Raw genomic sequence first — 22373 nt, 5'->3', positions numbered from 1 at the left:
TGGCACAGTGTGACGCCGACGACATTTCCCAGAGTAAGGTTTCGGAACGCAGTTTCACAATTAGACACCGGGTTTCACTGTTTATGTCGCGCCACCGGACCCTTTGACGGCGGCGGGACGACGCAACGTCTCCTGGTGGGCCTGGAAGTGCAGGTAGCGGATCCGCGGCACCAGCTCCTCGGCGGGCCCGACCACTTCTATGCCCGGAACCACCAGGTTGATGGGCAACGCGGCCACCCGCCCGCGCCCGACACCCCAATCCCGGTGCCAGGAATCAAGCATCGCCGCCGAGGCAACAAAGGCAATGCGTCCCAGACCGGCCCAGCCGTGGGCCCCGGCGCACATCGGGCAATGCTCCCCGGAGGTGTATACCGTGGCGGCCGCCCTGCGCTCCGGATCAAGGTTTGCCAGCGCCCATTGCGCAATGGCCAGCTCCGGATGCGCGGTGGCATCCCCGCCGGCCACGCGGTTCCGGCCCTCGTAGAGCACGGACCCGTCGGCGTCGACAAGGATGGAGCCGAAGGGCTCGTCGTTTGCCTCCAGGCTCTCCTCGGCAAGTGCAACACAGCGGGTCAGATGGTCAATGTCCAAGCGCGTCAGTCCCATGTGCCCATCATGCGACATGGCCGTCGATTTGCCCACCGCGGCAGGCCGTTGAACGCTGGAATGCGCGCGACGGCTAATCGGCGTAGGCTCAGTGCGAGGGCGAAAGGTGAATAATGAGCCAATCCGAGTACTTTGAAGAACAGTTGAGCAAGGTGGAGGACGATTCCGTCGCCGAACTCACGGCACTATGTCGCAAGCTGCAGGACCAGCAGCCCGGTTCCCGGGTTCCGCTTATCGACCCGGTGCACGACGTGGACGAGGCTCGGGTTATCTCGCTCCAAATCGCGCCGGGCCCCGGAACGTCTTCGGGTTTCCTGTCCCTGCGCAACGACGATCCCACCGCGGCACGACTCGCTGCAGTCTATGAGACTGCCGGGTTGGAGCCGCGTTTTGCTATCCCGTGGAATGTCTACCCGTGGGAGCTGCCCGACGGCGGAACCAAGCTGACCCCGGACCAGGTGAAAGCCGGGATCCGCCCGCTCAAGGAGCTGATGCGCATCGCTTACCGCACCTCAGCGATCGTGGCCCACGGCACCGAGGCCAAGCGCCTGGTCCAGGCCTGGATCAAGGCAGGCGGCCAGCAGGTCATCAACCAGCGCGGCATCAAGATCTACGAAGTGCGTTCCACCGCTGACCGCGCCTTCCTGGGTTCGACCGAAAAGCAGCAAGCGTGGTTCGACGAAATGGTGGCCGCGTACGCCGACGCCATGGCTCGCGCCGGTTTGCGTCCACCGGCCAAGTGAAGGTCCTCGTTCTCGGTGCCGGGGATCTCGGCACCGAGGCGGGCCTGCGCTTCGCAGCCGCCGGGCACCACGTCACCGCGTGGCGCCGCCGGCCCGAAGTGCTGCCTGCCTCCTTCGGCACCCGGCGGGTCGATCTTGGCGATGCCGGCACCGAGCTGCCGGCCATCGATCCGGCCACGGATATCGTGGTCTTCACCCCCGCCGCACCCGAGCGCAGCGAAGAAGCCTACCGGCGCACCTACCTGGACGCCACGCATCGCGTGCTCGACGCACTTGAACGCGACGGCGTTGATCCGCAACGCTTCCTGCTGGTCTCCTCCACCGCGGTCTACGGCGATGCCGCCGGAGGCTGGGTCGACGAGGACACCCCGATTTCGCCGCGCACCGAAACCGCGCAGATCCTGGCAGAGACGGAGGCGGCAGTGCGGGAACGCGCAACGACGCCAATCATCCTGCGCCTGGCTGGCATCTACGGACCCGGCCGCAACCACCTGGTCTCCCAGGTGCGCAACGGCAAGGCACGCACCCCCGGAGAAACCGTGTGGACCAACCGGATCCACCGCGACGATGCCGCGGCTGCCATCGTGCAATTGTGCACCATGGACACCGCGCCCGCCCCGCTGTATCTGGGTGTCGACCACGAACCGGTGGATCTGGGCGAGGTCCAGGGGTTCCTGGCCTCGAGCCTCGGCGTTCCCCGTCCCGAGGTCGGAGAAGCCCCGGTGAACCGCGGCGGCGACAGACGCCTGTCCAATGCCCGGCTGCTCGCCAGCGGCTTTGAATTCACGTTCCCGACCTACCGCGAAGGCTATTCGAGCGTGCTTGCGGGCGAAGGCGTGCGGCACCCCTGAGCAGCCGGCAGGCTCCGCCCGCTGCCCGCCGGCGGGGTTCTTGGGGCCGGGGCCGCCACTCACGGTCGGATCGGTTGTCCCTCACGCAAGGAACCCCGGCGATCGGTGCGGGCTTCCTGATCCGCACCGATCGCCGGGGTTCGGCGGTTTTTCCTACAAGAGCCTAGAAGCCCTTGCGCAGCGGGTTGAAGTGGCGTGCAACGGCAGGCTTTTCCTTGCCCACGATGCCCGCGGCCAGCAATTTGCCGGTCAGCGGGCCTAGGGCCACGCCCCACATGCCGTGGCCGCCGCCGACGTGCACGCGGGGCGACTTCGTGGCCCCGACCAGCGGCAGGCCGTCGGCGGTGCAGGGCCGTCCGCCAACCCATTCCTCCTTGCGGTTCTCCCAGTTGATGCCCTTGTAGACCGGGGCGGCCGCGGCAACGATGGCCTCGATGCGCTTGGGCTCCAGCGGGTGGTTGGCGTCGCGGAACTCCATGGTGCCGGCAATGCGGAAGCGGTCACCCAACGGGGTGCAGGCAACGCGCTGGGACGGGAAGTAAATCGGGTGCGTCGGCATGACCTCGGGCTGGACGGTGAAGGAGTAGCCGCGTCCCGCCTGGACCACGACATTCACGCCGAACTTCTTGGTCAGGTCGTTCAACCAGGCGCCGGTGGCCATGACCGCGTGGTCGGCGGTGATCGAGCGCCCCTCGGAGCCGATGACCGTGACGGAGCCGCCGTTGTCGCGGATGTCGGTGACGTTGAAGGAGCCGACGATGTCGCCGCCGCGGGCGACCACCGACTCGGCGAGGGACTCCATGTACTTCGGCGGGTTCAGGAAGCGCTGGTTCTTGATCGCAACACCGGCCGCCACCTCGTCGGAGAGGGTTGGTTCGATGGCACGCAGTTCGTCACCGGTGAGCAGGTCGAACTCGACATTGCCGCCGGTCTTGCGGATCATGTCGAATTCGTGAAGAAGGCCATCGCGGTCCTTCAGGGACTTGAAGCCGGTCAGGAAGGGGTTGGCCGGCTTGGTCTTCTCGACGACGCCCGGGCCGGCATTGGTATTCTCGGCGATCTCGTCGAAGGCATCCAGTCCGGTGGTTCCGATCTCCGAGTAGATGCGCATGGCTTCCTGCCATTTCTTCGGCGTGCTGTGCCAGGCAAAGCCCACCAGGAAGCGAAGCAGCTTGGCATCGGCCTTCAACGGAACGTACAGCGGGGACGCGGGATCCAGCAACATCTTCGGTCCACTGGTGAAGATGGACGGCTCGGCAATCGGCAAGGTGAGTGCCGGGGTCAGCCAACCGGCGTTGCCCCAAGAGGCGCCCGAGGCAACTCCCCCGCGATCCACGACCGTGACCTTGACGCCCTCTTCCTGCAGGTACCAGGCGGCGGACAGGCCGACGAACCCGGCACCGACGATTACAACATGTTCTGGCGACGCTGCGCTGGCCATGGTTCACACTCCGTTCAAGAAATTCCAACTCTGGATCTCAACTTTGGCGCTGAAAGCCACTCGAAGCAACGGCATTTCACTTTTCATCGGTGACGCAGGCCACTGCATCGCCAAGTCTGCATTAAATACAGCAAATCGGATACTTTTTAGTTTTTCTTGCAACAGGGATCAATGACGGCACATTTCTGACCCGGTATTGTGGGGTCTGACCTGCTCTCATCATCGATCGAATCATATATTCGCGCAAGCACCCGGACCGCGTAACTGTCCGATGGACTGAAACGACCCACCCGGGAACCACTCACCGCATTCAGCCGACAGTCGCACAACAGTTCTTTTGGATCCGGCGCATGGGCGGTCCCCTTTAGACTATTTCCATGCTTCCCGTTGCTCCCGTGCTTTCGTCGACCACTCTGATCCGGGAACTTGTCGGTCCGCTGAGCCTTGACCGCGGTGCGGCCTATGCCAGCCAGGGCAGGGTGCTGGACGTTAGCTGGGTTGCCCCGATGAGCATCGTGCGCGCCAGCGTCCTGGGCTCGGGCGGCATGGTCTACCGCACCGCAGTCCACTCCCAGGTCCGCCACGGCTTTCTGATGCCCCAGCACGGGATCTGCACCTGTCCGGTGGGCGCCAATTGCAAGCATGCAGCAGCGGCACTCCTGGCCTACATGTGGGATGAGACGAACTTCGAGGAACCCGATCCCAGGGCACCTTGGGAGCGGATGTTGGACTCCCTGATTGGCGACGGCGGCGCCCAACCCATGGCAACCGAGGAACGCACCTTGGGTGTCCAGTTCGAGCTCCGTCCCCGGACCCTGCAGCGGTACCAGGCCGCTGCGATGCAGAAGATCAAAAACGGGGACATCCCGCACACCTCCAAGCTTGAACTGGTCCTGCGTCCCGTCCAGCTCAACGACAAGGGCCGCTGGGTCTCAGGCAACCTCGCCTGGCAGCATTTCCGCTACACCCGCACCGGCGGCGTGCCGGTGCTGCCCTTCGACTACACCTACGACCCTGACCAGGTGGAGTGGTTCTGCACCCTGCTGCAGCTAAACTCGTTTGCCGCCTGGAACGGGACGCATCTGTCGGCCAGCGACTTCCTCAGCCCCATGGTCTGGAACCATTTGGAACGTGCCACGGCGCTGGGAATCGAGTTGCGCGGGCCGTCGGCAAAATCCTCTGTGAAGGTGCACGAGCCCGTCACCATCAGAACCGACGTCGCATCGGAGGGCCGGAAATTGCGGATCCGACCCGCCCTCGACGTCCTGCCCGCGGAGTTCGACACGGACTTCATCGGTGCCGTCTCCGACCACGGCGTCTTCTGGTGGAACGCCAGCGACGGCATGAAGCACCTCAACCTGCGCTTGGCTCCAACCCGCGCCAAGATCCCCCCTTTGATCACGGGCCTGCTTGCCACGGACAAAAAGGTGGTCGTCCCGGCCAATGGACGGGAAAGCTTCGAACGCGAATATCTGCCCAAGCTCGCCAAGGCCACGGAACTATCCTCCCTCGACTGCTCCGTCGAGGTGCCGGCCTCCCTTGCCCCGAAGATGCTGCTGCGCGTCAAGCACATCCTCGTCAAGCCGGACACCGCTCGAAGGCGCAAGGACGAGAAAGCGGGCGTTCCCGGCGTTGAACTCCAGTGGGGCTTTGCCTACGGCGAGATCCGGGTTCCCCTGGGCAACGCACCGGTCCCCGGCGTCGACCGCGATCCGAAGGCCGAGCTCGCCCTGCAGCGTGAGGCGGGCGCGGCCATGGCCGATTTCCCTGGAGCCCTCGGCAACATCCAGCAGCAGGACCGGACCACCGACAGCACCATAGTCATCTCAGGCGTGGAAGCCGCCCGCTTCACCGCCGCCCTGCCGACACTGCAGGCGATCGAAAACCTGGAGGTGACCATCGAGGGCGAAACCATTGACTTCGAGGAGCTGACCGCCGACCCGCTGATCACCATCTCGGCCGAGAACACCGAAACCAACGACTGGTTCGATTTGGGTGTGGAGGTGCGGATCGATGGCAACAACGTTCCCTTCACCGAACTCTTCCAGGCCTTGGCCCACGGCGACGAGTACCTGATGCTCCCCGACGGCAAGTACTTCGCTCTCGACCGCCCGGAATACGAGCAACTACGCCGGCTCATCGAGGAGGCCCGCGCCCTCTCGGATTCCACCACGGATGGGACCATTCGGATTTCCAAGCACCAGGCTTCGCTGTGGGAAGACCTCAAGGACATCGCCACCAATGTCGAGGCCTCCGAAGCGTGGAAGGCCTCCTCCGAAGGACTGAGCAACATCCTTGAGGTCGCCCACGCCCCGCTGCCCGCCGGCATCGATGCCACCCTGCGCCCCTACCAACGCGAGGGCTTCGAATGGCTTTCGTTCCTTTATGACAACGGCCTGGGCGGCGTGCTTGCCGACGACATGGGGCTGGGCAAGACGTTGCAGACCCTGGCGCTGATCCAGCACGCCAAGGACAACCACGACGAGACCGCGGGCAAGATGCCGCCGTTCCTCGTCGTGGCCCCGACCTCCGTCGTTTCCAACTGGGAGGCCGAGGCCAAGCGCTTCGCCCCGGACCTGCGCAGCGTGTACATCACCGAGACGGTGCGCCGCGGCGGGATCCCGGCACACGAGATCGCCGCCGAGGTCGACATCGTCATCACCTCCTATGGGCTGTTCCGCATCGACCAGGAGGAATACGCCGCCACGAAGTTCTCCGGCCTGATCCTGGACGAGGCGCAATTCGTGAAGAACCCGGCCACGCAGGCATCCAAGCAGGCCCGCGACTTCCCGACGTCCTTCAAACTCGCCATCACCGGCACTCCCATGGAGAACAACCTCTCCGAGCTGTGGTCAATGTTTGCGATTGCCGCTCCCGGGCTTTTCCCCACGCTCAAGCGCTTCGACGAGACCTATCGCAAGCCCATCGAGAAGGACGGCGACAACGAGGCGCTGAAGCGCCTGCGCCGACGCATCCGCCCGCTGATGCTGCGCCGCACCAAGGAACTGGTCGCCACCGACCTGCCCGAGAAGCAGGAACAGGTCCTGGAACTGGAACTGAACCCCAAGCACCGCACCATCTACCAGCGGCACCTGCAGCGCGAACGCCAAAAGGTGCTGGGCATGCTCGAAGACATGGACAAGAACCGCTTCGCGGTGTTCTCCTCCCTCACCAAGCTGCGCCAGCTGTCCCTGGATGCCTCGCTCATCGACGACGAGTACGCCTCGGTGCCCAGCAGCAAGCTCGACGCCCTGCTCGAACAACTCGAGGACCTCACCGCTGAGGGCCACAACGCGCTGGTCTTCAGCCAGTTCACCTCGTTCCTGTCCAAGGCCAGCGACCGGCTCACCGAAGCGGGGATCGAGCACGCCTATCTGGACGGCTCTACCACCAAGCGCGCCAAGGTCATCGAGTCCTTCACCTCCGGCAAGGTCCAGGTGTTCCTTATTTCGCTGAAGGCCGGCGGGTTCGGACTAAACCTCACCCAAGCCGACTACTGCTTCCTGATGGACCCTTGGTGGAACCCCGCCTCGGAGAACCAAGCTGTTGACCGAGCGCACCGCATCGGCCAGAAGCGCAACGTCATGGTCTACCGCATGGTTTCCAAGAACACCATCGAGGAAAAGGTCATGGCACTGAAGGACAAGAAAGCCAAGCTCTTCACCGCGGTGCTGGATGACGATGCGGCTTTCGCCTCGGCCATCAGCGCCGACGATGTCCGTTCGCTCTTTGCCGACTGAGTGGGCACCGGCCGACAGAATATTCCGTAGCATCCAAGGATTTCCAAGTACCAAAGAGGGGACGACGCCTAAATGTCGAAATCGAAGCCTGCCACCAATAAGTCGCGAGGCGGGCACCCCGCCCGCACTTCGAGTGCTGGTGCGTCCAAGTTTGAAAACCAGGTGCGCGTCGCGATGCGGCCCTACCTGGCCCAGTTGCGTGCCTTCTTCAACCAGCGCCACGACGCGGCCGATACGGAAGCTGGCATCGAGGGGCTCGTGACGCTGCTGACCGTCCACGCCCGGCTTCGCGGCCAAGTAGCGGTGTCGGAACTCGACCACGACGCGCTGTCGATCCAGTTCGAGGATCTGCGCGCTATCGGTGACGAGGTTGCGGTTGCCTGCGCCTCGATGCTGCGGGAATTCGTGCTTTTCCTGGCCGAAAGTGGTCGTTGGTCCGGCTCGGTGGAGGGATTCAAAGCGGTCTTCGATCTGATCTCCGCCCAGGGCGGAGAGTCCCCCGTAGTCGTTCCGGAACTCGATGAGGACGGCGCGGATGCCCGCTGGGCCAAACTGCCCATGGTTTCCACTGCGCGTGCGCTGTTGGCATGGGTCGGCGAGGGCCGGGACGTCCGTCCGGACGGCTCACTGCTGGATGTGGATCTGGCCCCGGCCGCCGCAGCCGTGGGCCTCACGGTTCTCCACGACCCCGGAGCCGCGGCTACGCATCTGCCCTGGGACCCGGAGGCGGGTACTGCAGTGGCCACGCTCGTTCAGCTGCCAAAGCTGGACGCCTACTGGAACTCGCTGTTGCGAGCCGGTCTGCTGACCAACCAGCAGGGAAAAGCGGTCCCGACCCCGGTGGTCAGCGAAGCGTTGCATGCTGATTCGGGATTTAGCGCACGCGGCGTGAAAGACCTCATCGCCGAGGGCCTCTACGCCCACATCCTGCTCAACGCGGTGGGATCGGAGAACGACCACACCGTGACGCAAATGGCTGCCGCATTGTTGAGCAAGGCCGGGTCGGCCAATCCCCCACGCACCGAAGCCGCCTTCGCTGTCCCCGCTCCCGGGGAGCTCGAACCCGAGCAGGCCCATCTGCAGCCACTCTTTGAAAAGACGGTGCCCGCCGCGGAGTCGCTGCTTCGCGCAGCGGAATCCGAGGGGCTGGTGCGCATCGGAAAACACGTGCGGGTGCCGCGCGTCTTGCGCGCCCCGCTGGAACGGGCACTGACGCGGGTGGCCGAGGAACTACTGGCCTAGTTCATAGGTTATTAGCGCCGCCCGACGGCGTCTGTCACATTGGACGAGGAACCCTTAGATGCTGCTCGTGGCCATGTCGATGTCCAGGCGCGGCAGGCGGTCGAACCAAGCGTTTTCGCCGGGGGTGCCCACGTTGACGATCAGGAAGGCGTGGTTGGCGGTTTCGGCGTTGACGACGGTGTCCACGCCGGCGGCGTTAAAGCCACCCATGGGTCCGGCATGCAGACCGGCAGCACGGACGGCCATGATGAAGTAGCCTGCCTGCATCCAGGCGTTGTTCTTGGCGATCTCGGCACGCATGGCGGCATCGTCCTCAAACATTGCCTTCCGCTCCGCCGCGTGGGGGAAGAAGACGGGGAACTGCTCGTGCCAGTTGGCATCGTAGCTCAACACAGCCAGCGCCGGGGCGGCCAGGGACTTGGGTCGGTTCGCTTCCATCATCTGGGCAACAACTGCCTCGCGGGCCTCTGCACTCTTGACCCAAGTGATGCGCAACGGCTGGTTGTTCATCATCGTCGGACCCATTTTGGTGAGCTCGTAGATGGCTTCCAGGGTCTGGTCGGAGACGGCGTCGTCGGAGAAGGTGTTGGCAGTTCGCGCTTGAAGGAAAAGCTTGTCAGCGGTATCTGCATCGATCGACAGCTGTTCGTACACGGTCGCGGCGGTTTCAACGCTCATGTGGGGGTGTGCTCCTTGCGGTTCAGCGGTAGTTTCCTACTAGAGCAGAACCACCACTGTTGACCGCCACATTCCACTGGCATCCGTGATTCACGTCACCCGGAATGGCCAAGGGTTCGAGAACGGGACACTTTCGTGGTTAAACATCAGCACGCCTGACGACGCCGATGGTAGCTACTCTTGGGGTAGTAGCGACCGGGAACCATGGTTATCAAATGCTCCTTGGGGGAAAGCATTTGACGCGGTTCCCGATGCGGACCAACTTGGGGGCTTGGTCTGCGGGGCTGGCGTCGTCTGGCGTGCTGGAAATGAGTTCTCGAAGCGCCACTCGCAAAACGCTCTTCGTACTCATCAATCGGCTATACGGCCGATGTAGTACCTACTGTATCCAGCGAGGCAACCACAGCACATTAGACTTTTGACCATACTTAGTGAGGAAACCTCACTATAAATCTTGGACCTCGGGGTGTTCCTCGGGCACCTGGTGGGCTCCATCGAGAATCTTGGCGGGCAGCTCGGCCCGAACCACCCAGTCACCTCGGACGCCCTGGGCCGACAGAGTCCCGCCGAAGGCTGCCATGCGGTCGGCCATGCCCACGATGCCGGAGCTATGACCACCATTGTCAAAACCCTGGTCGATCACCCGGCCAGGCAGTTTGTTGGCGACTTCAAGCCAAACCCTGTCACCGACAATGAGGGCCTCAATGCGGCAAGGCGCATCACGCTCGGCATGTTTGACGATGTTCGTCGTGGATTCCTGCAACACCCGATACAACGCGGCTTGCGCCGACTGGGGCAGCCCGGCAAGCTTTGGGTCGGCCATGGTCTTGGTCGGGTGGCCGAGGTCAACCAATCGCTCGGCAAAGATCTCGACACCAATCAATATTTCCAGGCTGCTGGCCGCGTTCCCGGCCTTGTCAACAATCGATCCGTCCAAACGCGTTGCCTGGCCATCGGATCGAAGCACATTGAGCAGGACGCGCAGGTCCTGGAGCGCCTCCTTAGACGTAGCACCGATAACCTTGAGCGCGGCCTGGGCAACCGCCGGATCGCCGGAAAAACCTGCAGCCTTGGCTTGCATGGAAATCACGGTGATGTCGTGGGCGACGATATCGTGAAGGTCCCTCGCAATGGCCTTGCGCTCCGCTTCAACAGCTTCCCGTTGTTTGCGTCGTAATTCTTCAATGCGCTCCCTGTCGGCTTCGCGCTGTTCCTGGAATTTCCGGACGAATATGGCGATGAAGTAAGCCGCCGCAACCAAAGGAATGATGATGATCAAGAAGCCCACGTCGTAGGATCTGACGACGATGATCAGGATCGGCCAAAGGCCCGTTATGCAGAGGTAGCGGAGCGAGAATTTGCGGGTCTCCGTCAGAGTAACCAAGCCGACGAGGAGGGGAATAATGAGGAGCGAGTACAAATATGCTCCGGTGAATGCTGCCAACGTCATTGCCACTATCGAAACGATGACCGCATATCGGGTACGCACCCACAGTAGTCCGAGCGCCAGAGCGAAGGTCGCATTAACAGCGACCGCTTTAGCAAAGGAGACAAACAGGGCAGGGTCAGTTTCGTTGAGAAGTGTCACAATGTCAGTGCCCAGCAGCAGTGCGACGAATCCACTGGCCACCAGAAGAATCTTCCTCCCAAGACTGGAGGAAGACTGCTCCTTGGCGGCGACAGTTATCGGAGAGTTCATTTCTCCATTCTCATCGAAATAAGGGCTCGCACAAATAAGCCCAGATCTTTAGGAGCTATGAACGGCAGCCGGCACCAAAGTATCGGCACAGCCAGTCATTGAAAGCCAGAGATGCGCCAGCGGTTTCAGCGACTGGCATTGAGCCACCTTGCGCCAGGGAACCCGGAACGGCAGCAGCCTGGGCAGGAATTGCAGCCGGCAGCAGCAAGGCGACGGACATGGTAACAGCAGCGAAGATACGAGTTTTACGATTCATGTTGCCCATTCTCGCACCTATTTCAGTAAGTCAACAGCTACATTCCCGAAAACTTTTGTTGCTCACCTGCAAGTCCCACAATTCCACTCAGGGTCATTAGACTCGTAGTTGTGACCGACATCCAAGTTCTTGTGGTAGATAACGAACCACTCATGCGCCAAGCACTCAAAATCATTCTCGACGCAGCGCCAGGATTTCATTGGCTTGGAGAGGCAACAAACGGCATTGAGGCCGTGAATTTTTGTGCGGGCAACAGCCCGGACGTGATCCTCATGGACATGCAGATGCCGCGTATGGACGGTGTTGAGGCCACAGAAATTATCATCACGAATTACCCGGACATCGGCGTACTCGCCATAACCGCATTCTCCTCGGAAGAATACCTGGTCCCGGCTCTACGCGCCGGTGCTGCAGGATATCTGGTCAAGGACGCCGAGCCCATGGAAATCCTCGGCGCGATTCAGGCAGTGCACGACGGAAGCGCCGCCATTTCGGCATCGCTATCGCAGGATCTCATTCGCGCGGTTCGCGATGCTCACGGCATCAAACCAAGTAGTACGAGCAGACAAAGCCCCATGCCTTTGTCTGAGCGGGAACTTGAAGTCCTACAGTTGCTGGCTCGCGGCCGAAACAATCCAGAGATGGCTGCCGAGTTGCACATTTCCGAAGCCACCGTCAAAGCGCATCTAAGCCGTGTCATGGCAAAATTCGGTGTCCGGGACAGGGTCCAGACCTTGATCCGGGCTGCACAATTCGGACTTGTCGAGCTGCACATGGATTAGACAAGGGCCTACGGTTGTTGCTCGGCAAATGTTGTCACGCCAACCCGGCGTCTTTGCCTCCAACGGATCGGGACGGGCACCGGTTTTGCACGATGAATAGGTGCCCATCCGGCCACCGGCGTCAGGCAGCGGGACCGGGCACAAATAAAACTTGTACATTTTACTAATAAGATCTCCATTTCATGGATTAGCATTCATTTGCAAATTAGGTGGCAATAACCACCTTTCTTGCTAGGGTCCCCCCTGCATCGCCTAGGCTCGAAAAATGACAACTGAACTGACGAAGGCGCGCGCCCAGCCACGCGTACACCGATGGGTTTTCTGGCCCGCTGCCATCATCATCATTGTTTTTGCCACGTTTGCCATGACCATGCCAAGCACTGCCGAGGCACTCTTCGCGTCCGTCCAGTCGCAGATCATCGGCTACTTCAATTGATACTACGTCCTTATTGCCACGGGATTTGTGGTGTTCAGCCTGTGGCTGGGATTCGGCAAATTTGGCGAAATCAAGCTCGGCAAGGACGAAGACGAACCGGAGTTCTCCCTCGGTTCGTGGTTCTCGCTGCTCTTCGCCGCCGGCATGGGCATCGGCCTGGTCTTCTATGGCGTCTCAGAGCCGCTGAGCCACTTTGCCTCTCCTAAGCCCGGCGCCTCGGGATCGCCTGGCGAGCTTGCCCAACAGGCGCAGGCGCAAACCTTCCTGCATTGGGGGGTGCATGCCTGGTCGATCTACGTAGTTATCGGGTTGGCCCTCGCCTACGCCATTCACCGACGTGGCCGGCCCATATCGATTAGGTGGACACTCGAGCCACTGCTGGGGCGCAAGGTCCATGGCGGACTTGGAAACCTCATCGACGTTGTTGCGTTGGTTGGCACGATCTTTGGTGTGGCGACCTCTTTGGGATTGGGCGTCTTGCAAATCAGTGCAGGACTGGAAAGCGCCGGACTGGTTCAGGCTTCCCAATTCATCGATCTCGTCATCATTGCAGTCGTCACCGCGTTGGTGCTCTTCTCCGTTCTTTCGGGCGTCGGCAAGGGCATGAAGTGGCTCTCGAACACCAACTTGATCCTGGCAGGCGTGATGGTCGTCTTCCTCTTGATTGTTGGCCCCACGCAATTCCTGCTCAGAAACTTCGTACAGTCCGTGGGCAATTACCTGCAGAACTTCCTTGCAATGTCGTTCAACGTCAGTGCCTTCACCGGGGCCGAGGGCGAGGTCTGGCAGGGCACTTGGACCACGTTCTACTGGGGCTGGTGGATTTCGTGGGCGCCGTTCGTGGGAATCTTCATTGCCCGGATTTCTCGCGGTCGCACGGTACGCCAATTCGTTGCAGGTGTCATTTTGGTTCCCACCATTGTCACGATGATGTGGTTCTCGGTCCTGGGTGGAATCGCCTTGCACGGACAGCTGGAGGGAACGGGCAACCTCATCGCCCCGGACCGCTCGATTGACACCGAGGGCGCCTTGTTTGCCATGCTCGACCAATTGCCTGCCGGCTCTGTACTAACGGTGGGTGCGATCATCATGATTGTCATCTTCTTCGTTACATCGGCTGACTCGGGCGCGCTGGTCATGGGCATGATTGCCACCGGCGGGGACGTGGAGCCCAAGAACTGGATCCGAATCTTCTTCACGCTGGCAACTTCGATCCTGGCCGCTTCCCTCTTGCTCTCGGGCGGCCTTGAGGCACTCAAGACAGCGGCGATCATCATTGCCCTGCCGTTCAGCATCGTCCTGATCTTGATCTGTTGGTCGACGTATCGGGCATTTTCACGTGAAGTGAAGGTATATGAAAAGGCACGGCGCATGGCGTTCGTCGACCACATCGGCGATTTCTATGGTCTGGAAGTCGAAGCCCCGAACCAGGATTCGCAGTTGATCAATCTCCAGAACTTCACTGCACGGCTGCGGCGGTCAGTTCCGCTGGCACGCCGAGGCCATGTGCCGGCGGCTTCGGGCAGGGTTCGCTTGGAGGCTGACAACCATCGAGACGCACCGGAAACCGAAGGCAGCCACTCCGGCCAGCCACCGCAGGCCACGAGCTAGCCGAATCTACATCGCAAAATCGAGGTGTTGGGTCCCCGTCCATGTACGGGAACCCAACACCTCGAATGCGTTTCAATCTATGTTTCCGACAGGCGTGGGCAAATAGCTGCCGGACTCAACGGCGGTATTCTGCTGCCCGGTTGGCGGTCACCGACTCGGATCCAAGTCGTGGAAGACCACGACGTGCGGCGCCAACCGCGTTCCGCATGTGGTGGTCGGTCGGAACCTTGTTCCCAGGCTGGACGATCAATGGTCCACGTTGTATCAGTTAGCCCCGAAGCGCAGGCGAATGGCACGGTAGGCCAGGCCCACGGCGAACATCGCCAGTCCGCCGATGACGGCGCTGGGTGGCAGCGTGGCAACAAGCACGGCGCACCCAATGGCACCTGCGACTCCCAACCACGCGGGGCTCAGGCGCTCGTCCCGCGGCTGTTTGAACGCCGCGATGTTGGCGATTAGGTAGTAGACGAGCACGCCGAACGACGAGAACCCGATGGCGGTCCGCAGGTCGAAGAACATGATCAGCAAGACCACCGCCACGCCAACCGTCAACTCGGCGCGGTGCGGCGTTGAAAAGCGCGGGTGGATGGCGGCCAAGGGATGGGGAAGGTCGCGTTCCCGTGCCATGGCCATGGCCGTGCGTCCAATGCCTGCAATCAAAGCTAGGAGCGCCCCAAGGGATGCCAGGGCCGCGGCTATTTGCACCAGCGGCAAGGCCCAGGAATCCCCCAGTGCGGTGACCAAAGGCTTGGCGCTTTGGGCAATGCCTCCGGCACCCAAAACATTCAGGAGCACCACCGCGACCACCGCGTAGAGAACTACGACGATGCCCAGGCCAATCCCGATGGCACGGGGAATGCTCTTGGTCGGGTTTCGTACTTCCTCGCCCAGGGTCGCGATGCGTGCATATCCAGCGAAGGCAAAGAACAGTAGACCGGCCCCCTGCAAGATACCCAGAGCGCCGGTATTCTCCCCTGCCGCGTGGGCCGGCGGCGCATGGGTGCCGGTAAGGATCACGACCAGAACCACGGCAAGGAGCGCCAATACCGCGATGACGATGATGCGTGCTGCGGCCGCTGTTCGTGTAACTCCCAGATAGTTGACGCCGACCAGCAACGCCACCGCCAGAACAGCGACGGGCTTCACCCAGACTTCGGGAACCGTGTAAGTTGCGAATGTCAGTGCCATTGCCGCTGCCGAAGCCGTCTTGCCGACCACGAAGCCCCATCCGGCGATAAAGCCCGGCCACGGGCCAAGCACCTCACGCCCATAAGCATAAGTACCTCCGGACGTCGGGTACCGAGCCGCGAGTTGGGCGCTGGAGCGTGCATTTGCATACGCCAACGCAGCCGCCAAAAACAGGGACACCAGAAGTGCGGAACCGGCCGCGGACGCCGCAGGTGTGAACGCGGAAAAGATTCCGGCGCCAATCATGGCACCCAAACCGATCATCACTGCCGCTTGGGTACCCAATTGACGTTTGAGGCCAGGGCCCACTTCTTCTCCGCTCAAGCTTCGCATTCTCAACAGCTACTACATTGAGATTAACGTTTGGTGGCGCACCAACATCGAGGGACGCGCCCTCAGTCGCCTTTTCACTTCGCGCATGCGCTCCCACGCCATAACCCCACAGACCGACATTGGTCTGGGAACGACCTTTGCAGGTTCGCCTAAGCTCAAAGAGGATTGCTGGATACGCGCAAGAATCGGGGACTCGCATGACACTGGGACATTTCGCAGTCATTGATACGGAAACCACGGGACTGTTCCCGGGAAACCACGACCGTATCGCAGAAATTGCCGTCATTACCATGGACCGTTCGGGAGCGGTACTGGATCGATGGGAAACGTTGATCAATCCAGAGCGTGACTTAGGCAAGCAATCGATCCATGGCATCCGGGCAAAGGACATCCTCGACGCGCCACGCTTCAGTGACGTCGCTGACGAACTTGATTGGCGCCTATCCGGAACCATTGTTGTTGCGCATAATCTCGGATTCGACGCGCGTTTCCTCAGGGCCGAATTTCATCGTGCGGGACTCGAACTTCCCGATTTCTATTTACCACGCGGTTTGTGCACCATGCAGATGGCGCACGAGTATCTGCCTGGGGCGGGGCGCTCCCTGCAGGACTGCTGTGATTCATTCAGCATCGAGCTGCGGCATGCTCACAGCGCCGGGGATGACGCCGAGGCAGCGGCCGTCCTTCTATCCCGATATATGGAGCTCGATCCCGATCTGGGAGACTGGGACTTTCTCCTGACGGAGGCGGCGGAAACATCCTGGCGACAAACACCGCTTACGCCCCTTCGCGAACCCGCGCACCGATCATCGGCGGGTTCTTTGGAACCGCACTTTGTTGACCGGATTGTGGTGCGGCTGCCAGAAATATCCGGGCCAGCGGAACACCATGAGTATCTGGCACTACTTGACCGCGCACTGCTTGACCGGTATCTCTCCGCTCACGAAAAATCCGCACTCGTTGCCACCGCCGATGATCTGGGAATCGGCCAAACCACCGTTCGGGAACTGCACGGGAAGTATTTCGCTTCGGTGTCAGCTGTCGCTTGGGCAGATGGTTCGCTCACCGGAGATGAACTAAACGAACTGACAACCATCGCGGGGCTGCTCGGCATCTCTGCCCAACAGCTCGAGGCCGCTTCCCAAGCAACACAGGAAACGGTCCCGCCGGTCCCTGATACGACTGCTTTGACCTCCTCGTTCCTGGTACCTGGCGATCTCGTCGTACTGACCGGGGACATGAGCAGGCCGCGCAACGCCATCGAAGCCGAGTTGGAAGAAGCCGGCTTCACGCCTCACGGGGCTGTGACAAAAAAGGTCAAACTTCTCGTGGCCGCCGATCCGGACAGCCTCTCGGGCAAAGCGCGAAAAGCCAGATCCTACGGCATCCCGGTGGTCGGGGAGGATTACCTGTGGAACCGTCTCCTTAGATCGCCGGGCAACTGACGTCTCTTCAGAATTTTTTGACAACGGTACAATCGATCTCGGCTCACTAGTATGCTCAAGTCATCAGCGGCGGCGCCGGGGTTGTAGGCGCTGCCAAGAGGACCAAACTGTGCGGAAAAAGATGTCTCCCAAAGATCCGAAATCAGCCAACAAGGTCGAATCGCCACCACGCGGCGCAGCCGATCCTTCCGTCGTAAGCATCGATGAGCTTCGAATTCGCCGCGAACTACCTCGCGTCCTCCCCGCTTTCGATCAATGGTGCTCGGAACGTCGATTCGATATCCGCGGTTCGGATCTCCGCGCGAAAATCGTTGCTTTTCTGGAGCACTATGCGCGCGTAAACAGCAGTCGCGAAATCACCTTCCTGAATCTCCCGGCCTTCGCCGCGACGCTCGATGACCTGATGCTTGGCAAGAAAACCAACGACTTCCTGGAAACGACACACGTCCTGGGGGCCTACCTTGAGTTTCTAGGCACCACGGGAACATGGAGCGGCGCCCATGAGGAATTTCAACGCCTCGAATCTTTTTTCAAATGCTTCGATTTTCCCCGGTTCGAGCCGGAATATTCCGCCATTCCCGAACTTCAAAGCGTGATGATCAGTGTTCCGAAACTTTCCCACGAAGAAGTCCATGAAGGGATCGCGGAGTTGGCCCTGACCCGCCGATTGCTGTCGTTTTTGCGTTGGTTCGGCACGAAGCGCGAAATCACTAGCTCGAAGATCTTGACCCGCAAACATGTACAAGAGGCGGCCGCCGCCCTCGAAGTACCAGCCGTTTACGACGGCTCGCCGACACCCCTCGGCGGACCGTCGAAGAACGGTCCGGTCCGGTTCAAGTCCGCCAAGAATGTGGCTCGCCTGAACTTGTACTGGGATGCGTCGGTGGCCGCCGGACTCGTGGAATTGAGCGCCACCCGCGCCTACCCAAGCAAGGAGGCCATCGGCTTGCTTGAAGATCCCTCCGCCAATCTCATCAACGTGGTCCGTAGCGTGGCGCAGCAAATGTACCGTGCAGTGTCGGTGGAGGTAGAAGGACTCCGCCGAGTTCCGGAGATGGGTTACCTAACCCGTTATTTCTTGCTGGAGGCGGCCGTCGAGCCGATCAGCGTCGAAGTCCTCAAGCACCCGGTCCGGGGTTTGAGCGACTTCGATCCGCGCGGAACCCCGGACACCATTGAAGTAGCTTGGCATTACCTGGAACGGTTGCATGCGGAAGGACTCGTGACCATCAACGCACGGCTTTCCATCCCGCCGGTCTTGTGCAAGCCGCTGGTCCTGGAACTCGCGGATGCTTCCGAGGTCGCGTACACGTTCTTGGATCCCAACGACGAGGTTCCCAGCTTCACCGGTCGTCCGTTGTTGTGAACCTTGCGACTCCGGGAACGAATACTCGAAAATTTAGGGACTCGGCTGGCGGTACCGTTGTCCGGCGTTCCCCGTGAAATCTTCTTCTACTTAGTCGCGTTGAGTGGAGCACCCGCATACGCGGGATGCGACGCCTACTGGATGAGAGGGGTTCCAAGCGTTTCCCCGTTGACGCTGCGCACCATCCACAGGCCATCAACGTTGTCCGTCAGCGATACGGATCCATTGAGAATGCTGTCAAATTGGTTTCCGGCGAGCGCGGAGAGGGTGTAGCGGATGATCGTTCCGTGGCACACCACGGCAACGTTCTTCTCCGGGAAGTCCGCGGCGATCAGCTCAATGGCGGCAAGGCCGCGAGCCACCACTGAGTCCAAGTTCTCTATTCCGCCGCCGACCTTGTTGGGCCAGAGCTTCTCCCATTCACCGTCCTGCATGCCTTCGGCCTGACCGTAATCTCGCTCAATGAGTTCGTCGTAGCTGCGTCCCAACTCTATCCCCAGGCCACTTGCAATGATTTCCGCAGTTTCGCGCGCCCGGGACAGCGGGGAACTGACAATCGCATCCCAGGAGCCTGCGCCAAGCACCGCCACGGCGTCGCGGGCCTGCTGGCGTCCGACCTCGTTGAGAGGGATGTCGCTGGAGCCCTGCAGGCGGCCTTCGGCGTTCCAATCGGTTTGCCCATGGCGAATGAATCCTAGTTTCATGTCTCCATTCTCGCGCTTCCGCACCCCGACTGCCTACCACCGACACTCGTCGGGGAAGTTCAGCTGCCAATGCAGATGCGTAAATTCAGTGGCTTCGTCTTTCCCGGCCCCCTGTCCAAAGGAAGTGCTTCCATGCGATCCTCTAAGGGTTGAGGGGTGGGACATATGGCAGTTCATCGGCTGGAGGCCGCGCTTGCTGCGTTCGAGGATCCGGCGGCCAAGGCCCGATCGCTTATGCCGCTGCATCGGGCGTGGTCCAACACGGAGATCATCCCCGCACCGGTGCGTCCAGTGGTGGCCCGCTCCTGGCAGCGACAGTCGCTGAAGAACCCGGCCATCCGGCCGTTGGGCACCGAGGACATCGTTGACCGCAGGGAACGTGCAGCCGTGCTTTCCGGCTTGGTTCCCCTGCTTGAGGACCGCTTGTTGCAACTTGCCGCCGATGCGGGCAACGAACTGGTCATCAGCGATGACGAGGGCTATGTCCTGTGGGTTGCCGGGCCGTCCCCTATTCGCCGGCGCAGTGAGGGCATCGGATTCATTGCCGGGGCGCGATGGCGGGAAACCGATGTCGGCACCAACGGGCTGGGCGCCGCCATGGCCGAACGCACCGCGGTGCAGATCTTCGGCCCGGAACATGCCCGCGAGGAACAACATACCTGGGTGTGCACCAGTGCCCCGATCATCGAGGAACGCACCGGACAGGTGCTTGGCGCCATCACGCTCTCCGGGTCCTACCGCACCGCGCACCCGCATACCCTTGCGTTGGTCAGCGCCACGGCGCGGGAGGCCGCCGGCCTGCTGTCCGAACGGCACCACCGCGAGCTTCATCTGCTGGCTGCTTCGGTTCCGTCCCCGGTCGGACGCCATGTGCTGGTCGATGCGCAGGGCTGGGTGGCGCATTCGGCGGGCTTCGGTGTGGGGAATCGCCTGCGGCTGCCCGGCACACTGTCCCCCGGCGGCGCCTGGCTGCCCGAGCTCGGGGCGGTCGTGGCCGAAGAGGTCCCCGGTGGTTGGCTGCTGCACGGCGGCAACCGCGCGTCGGACGCCCGGCTGGAACTTGCCCTTGCCCCGGTGCCGGTTGCCGTCGTTGTCCAGGACGGGCAACGAACCGAGATCCGCCTCAGCGAGCGGCACGGCGAGATCCTGGCACTGCTGGTGGCCAACCCGGCCGGCCTGGACGCCCACGGCCTCATGGAGCGGCTTCCCGGCATCACCACCACCGTCACGGTGCGCGCCGAGCTCTCCCGGCTGCGCACCAGACTCGGCGGGCTGATCGAATCCCGGCCCTACCGCCTGGGCCTGCCGGCGGCCTTCCGCCCCTGAGGCGGGGCGGGTGTTGCAACCTCTTGCAACCCTCGCGGCACTGTGACGCAGCTCATAGCATCGTCTCCATCGCAACATGCTTTCGAAGGAGACGGACATGACCGAAGAGAACGCCAGCACCGCGGCAGGGCAATGGCTCCGCGAGCTGGAACGCGCACTGGAAGCGGGCAACACCGAGGCGGCGGCAGCCCTCTTCGGCGGGGAATCCTACTGGCGGGACCTGTCGGCGCTGACCTGGAACCTGCACACCTCCGAGGGTCGCGGGGAAATCAAGGACATGCTGGACGGGGTCGGGCCCGACGCCTGGCCGCGGGACCTCTCCCTGGTCTCGGCCACCGAGGGCGACGGCGTGATCGAAGCCTGGTACACCTTCACCAACAAATCCATCGACGGCAAGGGGCTGCTGCGGCTGCGCGACGGCAAGTGCTGGACGCTGCTGTCCACCGCCCAGGGCCTGCGCGAGTTTCCCGAACCGGCAGGGTCGCTGCGCGAACGCGGGGCCGACCACGGGTCCGAGATGACATCGGAGAACTGGCTGGACCGGCGCAACCGTCGCGCGGCGGAATTCGGCATCACCGAACAGCCCTACGTGCTGGTCATCGGCGGCGGACAGGGCGGCATCGGGCTCGGTGCCCGGCTCAAGCGCCTGGGCGTCCCCGCCCTGGTCATCGACAAGCACCCGCGCCCGGGCGACCAGTGGCGCTCGCGCTACCACTCGCTGTGCCTGCACGACCCCGTCTGGTACGACCACATGCCCTACATCCCCTTCCCAGACCACTGGCCGGTGTTCACCCCCAAGGACAAGATGGGCGACTGGCTGGAAAACTACACCCGGCTGATGGAGCTGGACTACTGGTCCAACACCGAGGCCACTTCCGCCGTCCACGACCCTGACATCGGGGCATGGACCGTCCAGGTGATCCGCGAGGGCCGGAAGCACACCTTGAGCCCCGCACACGTGGTGATCGCCACCGGCATGTCCGGGATCCCGAACATCCCCTTCTTCGAAGGCCAGGACGTCTTCGGCGGGGAACAGAACCATTCCTCGACCCACCCGGGCGGCGAGGCCTACCGGGGCAAGAACGTGGTGGTCGTCGGCGCCAACAACTCCGCCCACGACATCTGCGCGGACCTCCACCAAAACGGCGCCAGGCCCGTGATGGTGCAACGCTCCAGCACCCACATCGTGCGCTCGGAGTCGCTGATGAACACCGTGCTCGGGCCGTTGTACTCCGAGGAGGCGCTTGCAAACGGCATCGACCACGAGACCGCGGACCTGATCTTCGCCTCCATCCCCTACAAGGTGCTGCCCGAATTCCACCGCCCGGCGTTCGAGAAGATCCGCGCGGACGATGCGGATTTCTACCAAGGGCTCGCCGATGCAGGCTTCGACCTGGACTTCGGCGACGACGATTCCGGGTTGTTCCTGAAGTACCTGCGCCGCGGCTCGGGCTACTACATCAACATCGGCGCCTCCGAACTGGTGGCCGACGGGTCGATCGCCCTGGCCCACGGAGACGTGGCGCATTTGACCGAGGACTCGGTGGTGCTCGACGACGGCACGGTGCTGCCGGCCGACGCGGTGGTCTATGCCACCGGCTACGGCTCCATGAACGGCTGGGCGGCCAGGCTCATCTCCCAGGACGTGGCCGATGTGGTGGGCAAGTGCTGGGGCCTGGGCTCGGACACCACCAAGGACCCGGGTCCGTGGCAGGGCGAGCTGCGCAACATGTGGAAGCCGACCCGGCAGGAAAACCTGTGGTTCCACGGCGGGAACCTGCACCAGTCGAGGCACTACTCCAAGTACCTGGCGCTGCAGCTCAAGGCACGCTTCGAGGGCATCGACACCCCCGTCTACGCGCTGGCCGAGACTCACCACAGCTCCTGATCCGGCGCCAGGGTGCCCCGCTGCCCCGGATCGTCGGA

Annotated in this window: 16 protein-coding genes and 1 pseudogene; 10 read left to right on the top strand and 7 right to left on the bottom strand. The window is 62.2% G+C overall.

Annotation, left to right across the window (positions count from 1 at the left end; translation table 11 throughout):
• Positions 1-81: 81 nt before the first annotated feature.
• Positions 82-606, bottom strand: coding sequence for a nucleoside deaminase (locus tag OIU93_RS10030; RefSeq protein WP_264269930.1), 525 nt, complete (start codon positions 604-606; stop codon positions 82-84).
• Positions 607-719: 113 nt separating this feature from the next.
• Between OIU93_RS10030 and OIU93_RS10025 the strand changes: the two genes are divergently transcribed.
• Positions 720-1349 carry a uracil-DNA glycosylase gene (locus OIU93_RS10025; RefSeq protein WP_264269929.1) on the top strand — a complete coding sequence of 210 codons (630 nt, stop codon included), beginning with the start codon at positions 720-722 and terminating at the stop codon, positions 1347-1349.
• On the top strand, positions 1346-2200 hold the full coding sequence (locus tag OIU93_RS10020; protein ID WP_264269928.1) for an SDR family oxidoreductase: 855 nt from the start codon (positions 1346-1348) through the stop codon (positions 2198-2200). Before OIU93_RS10025 ends, OIU93_RS10020 begins: the two co-directional genes overlap by 4 nt.
• A gap of 163 nt (positions 2201-2363) precedes the next feature.
• On the opposite strand, the gene OIU93_RS10015 is transcribed toward OIU93_RS10020, so the two are convergent.
• Positions 2364-3641, bottom strand: a complete 1278-nt coding sequence (locus OIU93_RS10015) for an FAD-binding oxidoreductase (RefSeq protein ID WP_264269927.1) — start codon at positions 3639-3641, stop codon at positions 2364-2366.
• Positions 3642-4018: 377 nt separating this feature from the next.
• On the opposite strand from OIU93_RS10015, the gene OIU93_RS10010 reads away from it, so the two are divergent.
• Positions 4019-7381, top strand: a complete 3363-nt coding sequence (locus tag OIU93_RS10010) for a DEAD/DEAH box helicase (protein ID WP_264269926.1) — start codon at positions 4019-4021, stop codon at positions 7379-7381.
• Positions 7382-7453: 72 nt separating this feature from the next.
• On the top strand, positions 7454-8623 hold the full coding sequence (locus OIU93_RS10005) for a hypothetical protein (RefSeq protein WP_264269925.1): 1170 nt from the start codon (positions 7454-7456) through the stop codon (positions 8621-8623).
• A gap of 54 nt (positions 8624-8677) precedes the next feature.
• On the opposite strand, the gene OIU93_RS10000 is transcribed toward OIU93_RS10005, so the two are convergent.
• The 3 genes from OIU93_RS10000 to OIU93_RS09990 form a co-directional block, all read right to left on the bottom strand.
• Positions 8678-9301 carry a malonic semialdehyde reductase gene (locus tag OIU93_RS10000; RefSeq protein ID WP_264269924.1) on the bottom strand — a complete coding sequence of 208 codons (624 nt, stop codon included), beginning with the start codon at positions 9299-9301 and terminating at the stop codon, positions 8678-8680.
• Positions 9302-9746: 445 nt separating this feature from the next.
• Positions 9747-11000 carry a sensor histidine kinase gene (locus OIU93_RS09995; RefSeq protein WP_264269923.1) on the bottom strand — a complete coding sequence of 418 codons (1254 nt, stop codon included), beginning with the start codon at positions 10998-11000 and terminating at the stop codon, positions 9747-9749.
• 55 nt (positions 11001-11055) lie between these two features.
• The gene (locus OIU93_RS09990) at positions 11056-11256 is read right to left on the bottom strand and encodes a hypothetical protein (RefSeq protein ID WP_264269922.1); all 201 of its coding nucleotides are present in this window, start codon (positions 11254-11256) and stop codon (positions 11056-11058) included.
• 110 nt (positions 11257-11366) lie between these two features.
• Here OIU93_RS09990 and OIU93_RS09985 point away from each other — a divergent pair, with 110 nt between their 5' ends.
• Positions 11367-12038 (top strand): response regulator transcription factor, encoded by a 672-nt coding sequence (locus OIU93_RS09985; protein WP_264269921.1) that lies wholly within the window; start codon positions 11367-11369, stop codon positions 12036-12038.
• Between the two features lie 265 nt (positions 12039-12303).
• Positions 12304-14085, top strand: a pseudogene (locus OIU93_RS09980) (BCCT family transporter).
• Between the two features lie 264 nt (positions 14086-14349).
• Here OIU93_RS09980 and OIU93_RS09975 read toward each other — a convergent pair.
• Positions 14350-15606, bottom strand: coding sequence for an APC family permease (locus OIU93_RS09975; RefSeq protein ID WP_264269920.1), 1257 nt, complete (start codon positions 15604-15606; stop codon positions 14350-14352).
• A 197-nt stretch (positions 15607-15803) separates the two neighbouring features.
• On the opposite strand from OIU93_RS09975, the gene OIU93_RS09970 reads away from it, so the two are divergent.
• Together OIU93_RS09970 and OIU93_RS09965 are read left to right on the top strand one after the other, a co-directional pair.
• Entirely contained in the window at positions 15804-17051 is a 1248-nt protein-coding gene (locus tag OIU93_RS09970) for an exonuclease domain-containing protein (protein WP_264269919.1), read from the top strand.
• 109 nt (positions 17052-17160) lie between these two features.
• On the top strand, positions 17161-18417 hold the full coding sequence (locus OIU93_RS09965) for a hypothetical protein (protein ID WP_264269918.1): 1257 nt from the start codon (positions 17161-17163) through the stop codon (positions 18415-18417).
• Positions 18418-18551: 134 nt separating this feature from the next.
• On the opposite strand, the gene OIU93_RS09960 is transcribed toward OIU93_RS09965, so the two are convergent.
• Positions 18552-19121, bottom strand: coding sequence for a histidine phosphatase family protein (locus tag OIU93_RS09960; protein ID WP_264269917.1), 570 nt, complete (start codon positions 19119-19121; stop codon positions 18552-18554).
• A 165-nt stretch (positions 19122-19286) separates the two neighbouring features.
• On the opposite strand from OIU93_RS09960, the gene OIU93_RS09955 reads away from it, so the two are divergent.
• Positions 19287-20447: a GAF domain-containing protein gene (locus OIU93_RS09955; RefSeq protein WP_264269916.1), complete on the top strand. Its 1161-nt coding sequence runs from the start codon at positions 19287-19289 to the stop codon at positions 20445-20447.
• A gap of 97 nt (positions 20448-20544) precedes the next feature.
• Positions 20545-22335 carry an NAD(P)/FAD-dependent oxidoreductase gene (locus OIU93_RS09950; protein WP_264269915.1) on the top strand — a complete coding sequence of 597 codons (1791 nt, stop codon included), beginning with the start codon at positions 20545-20547 and terminating at the stop codon, positions 22333-22335.
• Positions 22336-22373 lie beyond the last annotated feature (38 nt).

Origin of the sequence: Paeniglutamicibacter sp. ZC-3 (genome assembly GCF_025847175.2) — a bacterium.
Taxonomy (GTDB): Bacteria; Actinomycetota; Actinomycetes; order Actinomycetales; family Micrococcaceae; genus Paeniglutamicibacter; species Paeniglutamicibacter sulfureus.
This window is presented reverse-complemented; position numbering and strand designations above follow the sequence as displayed.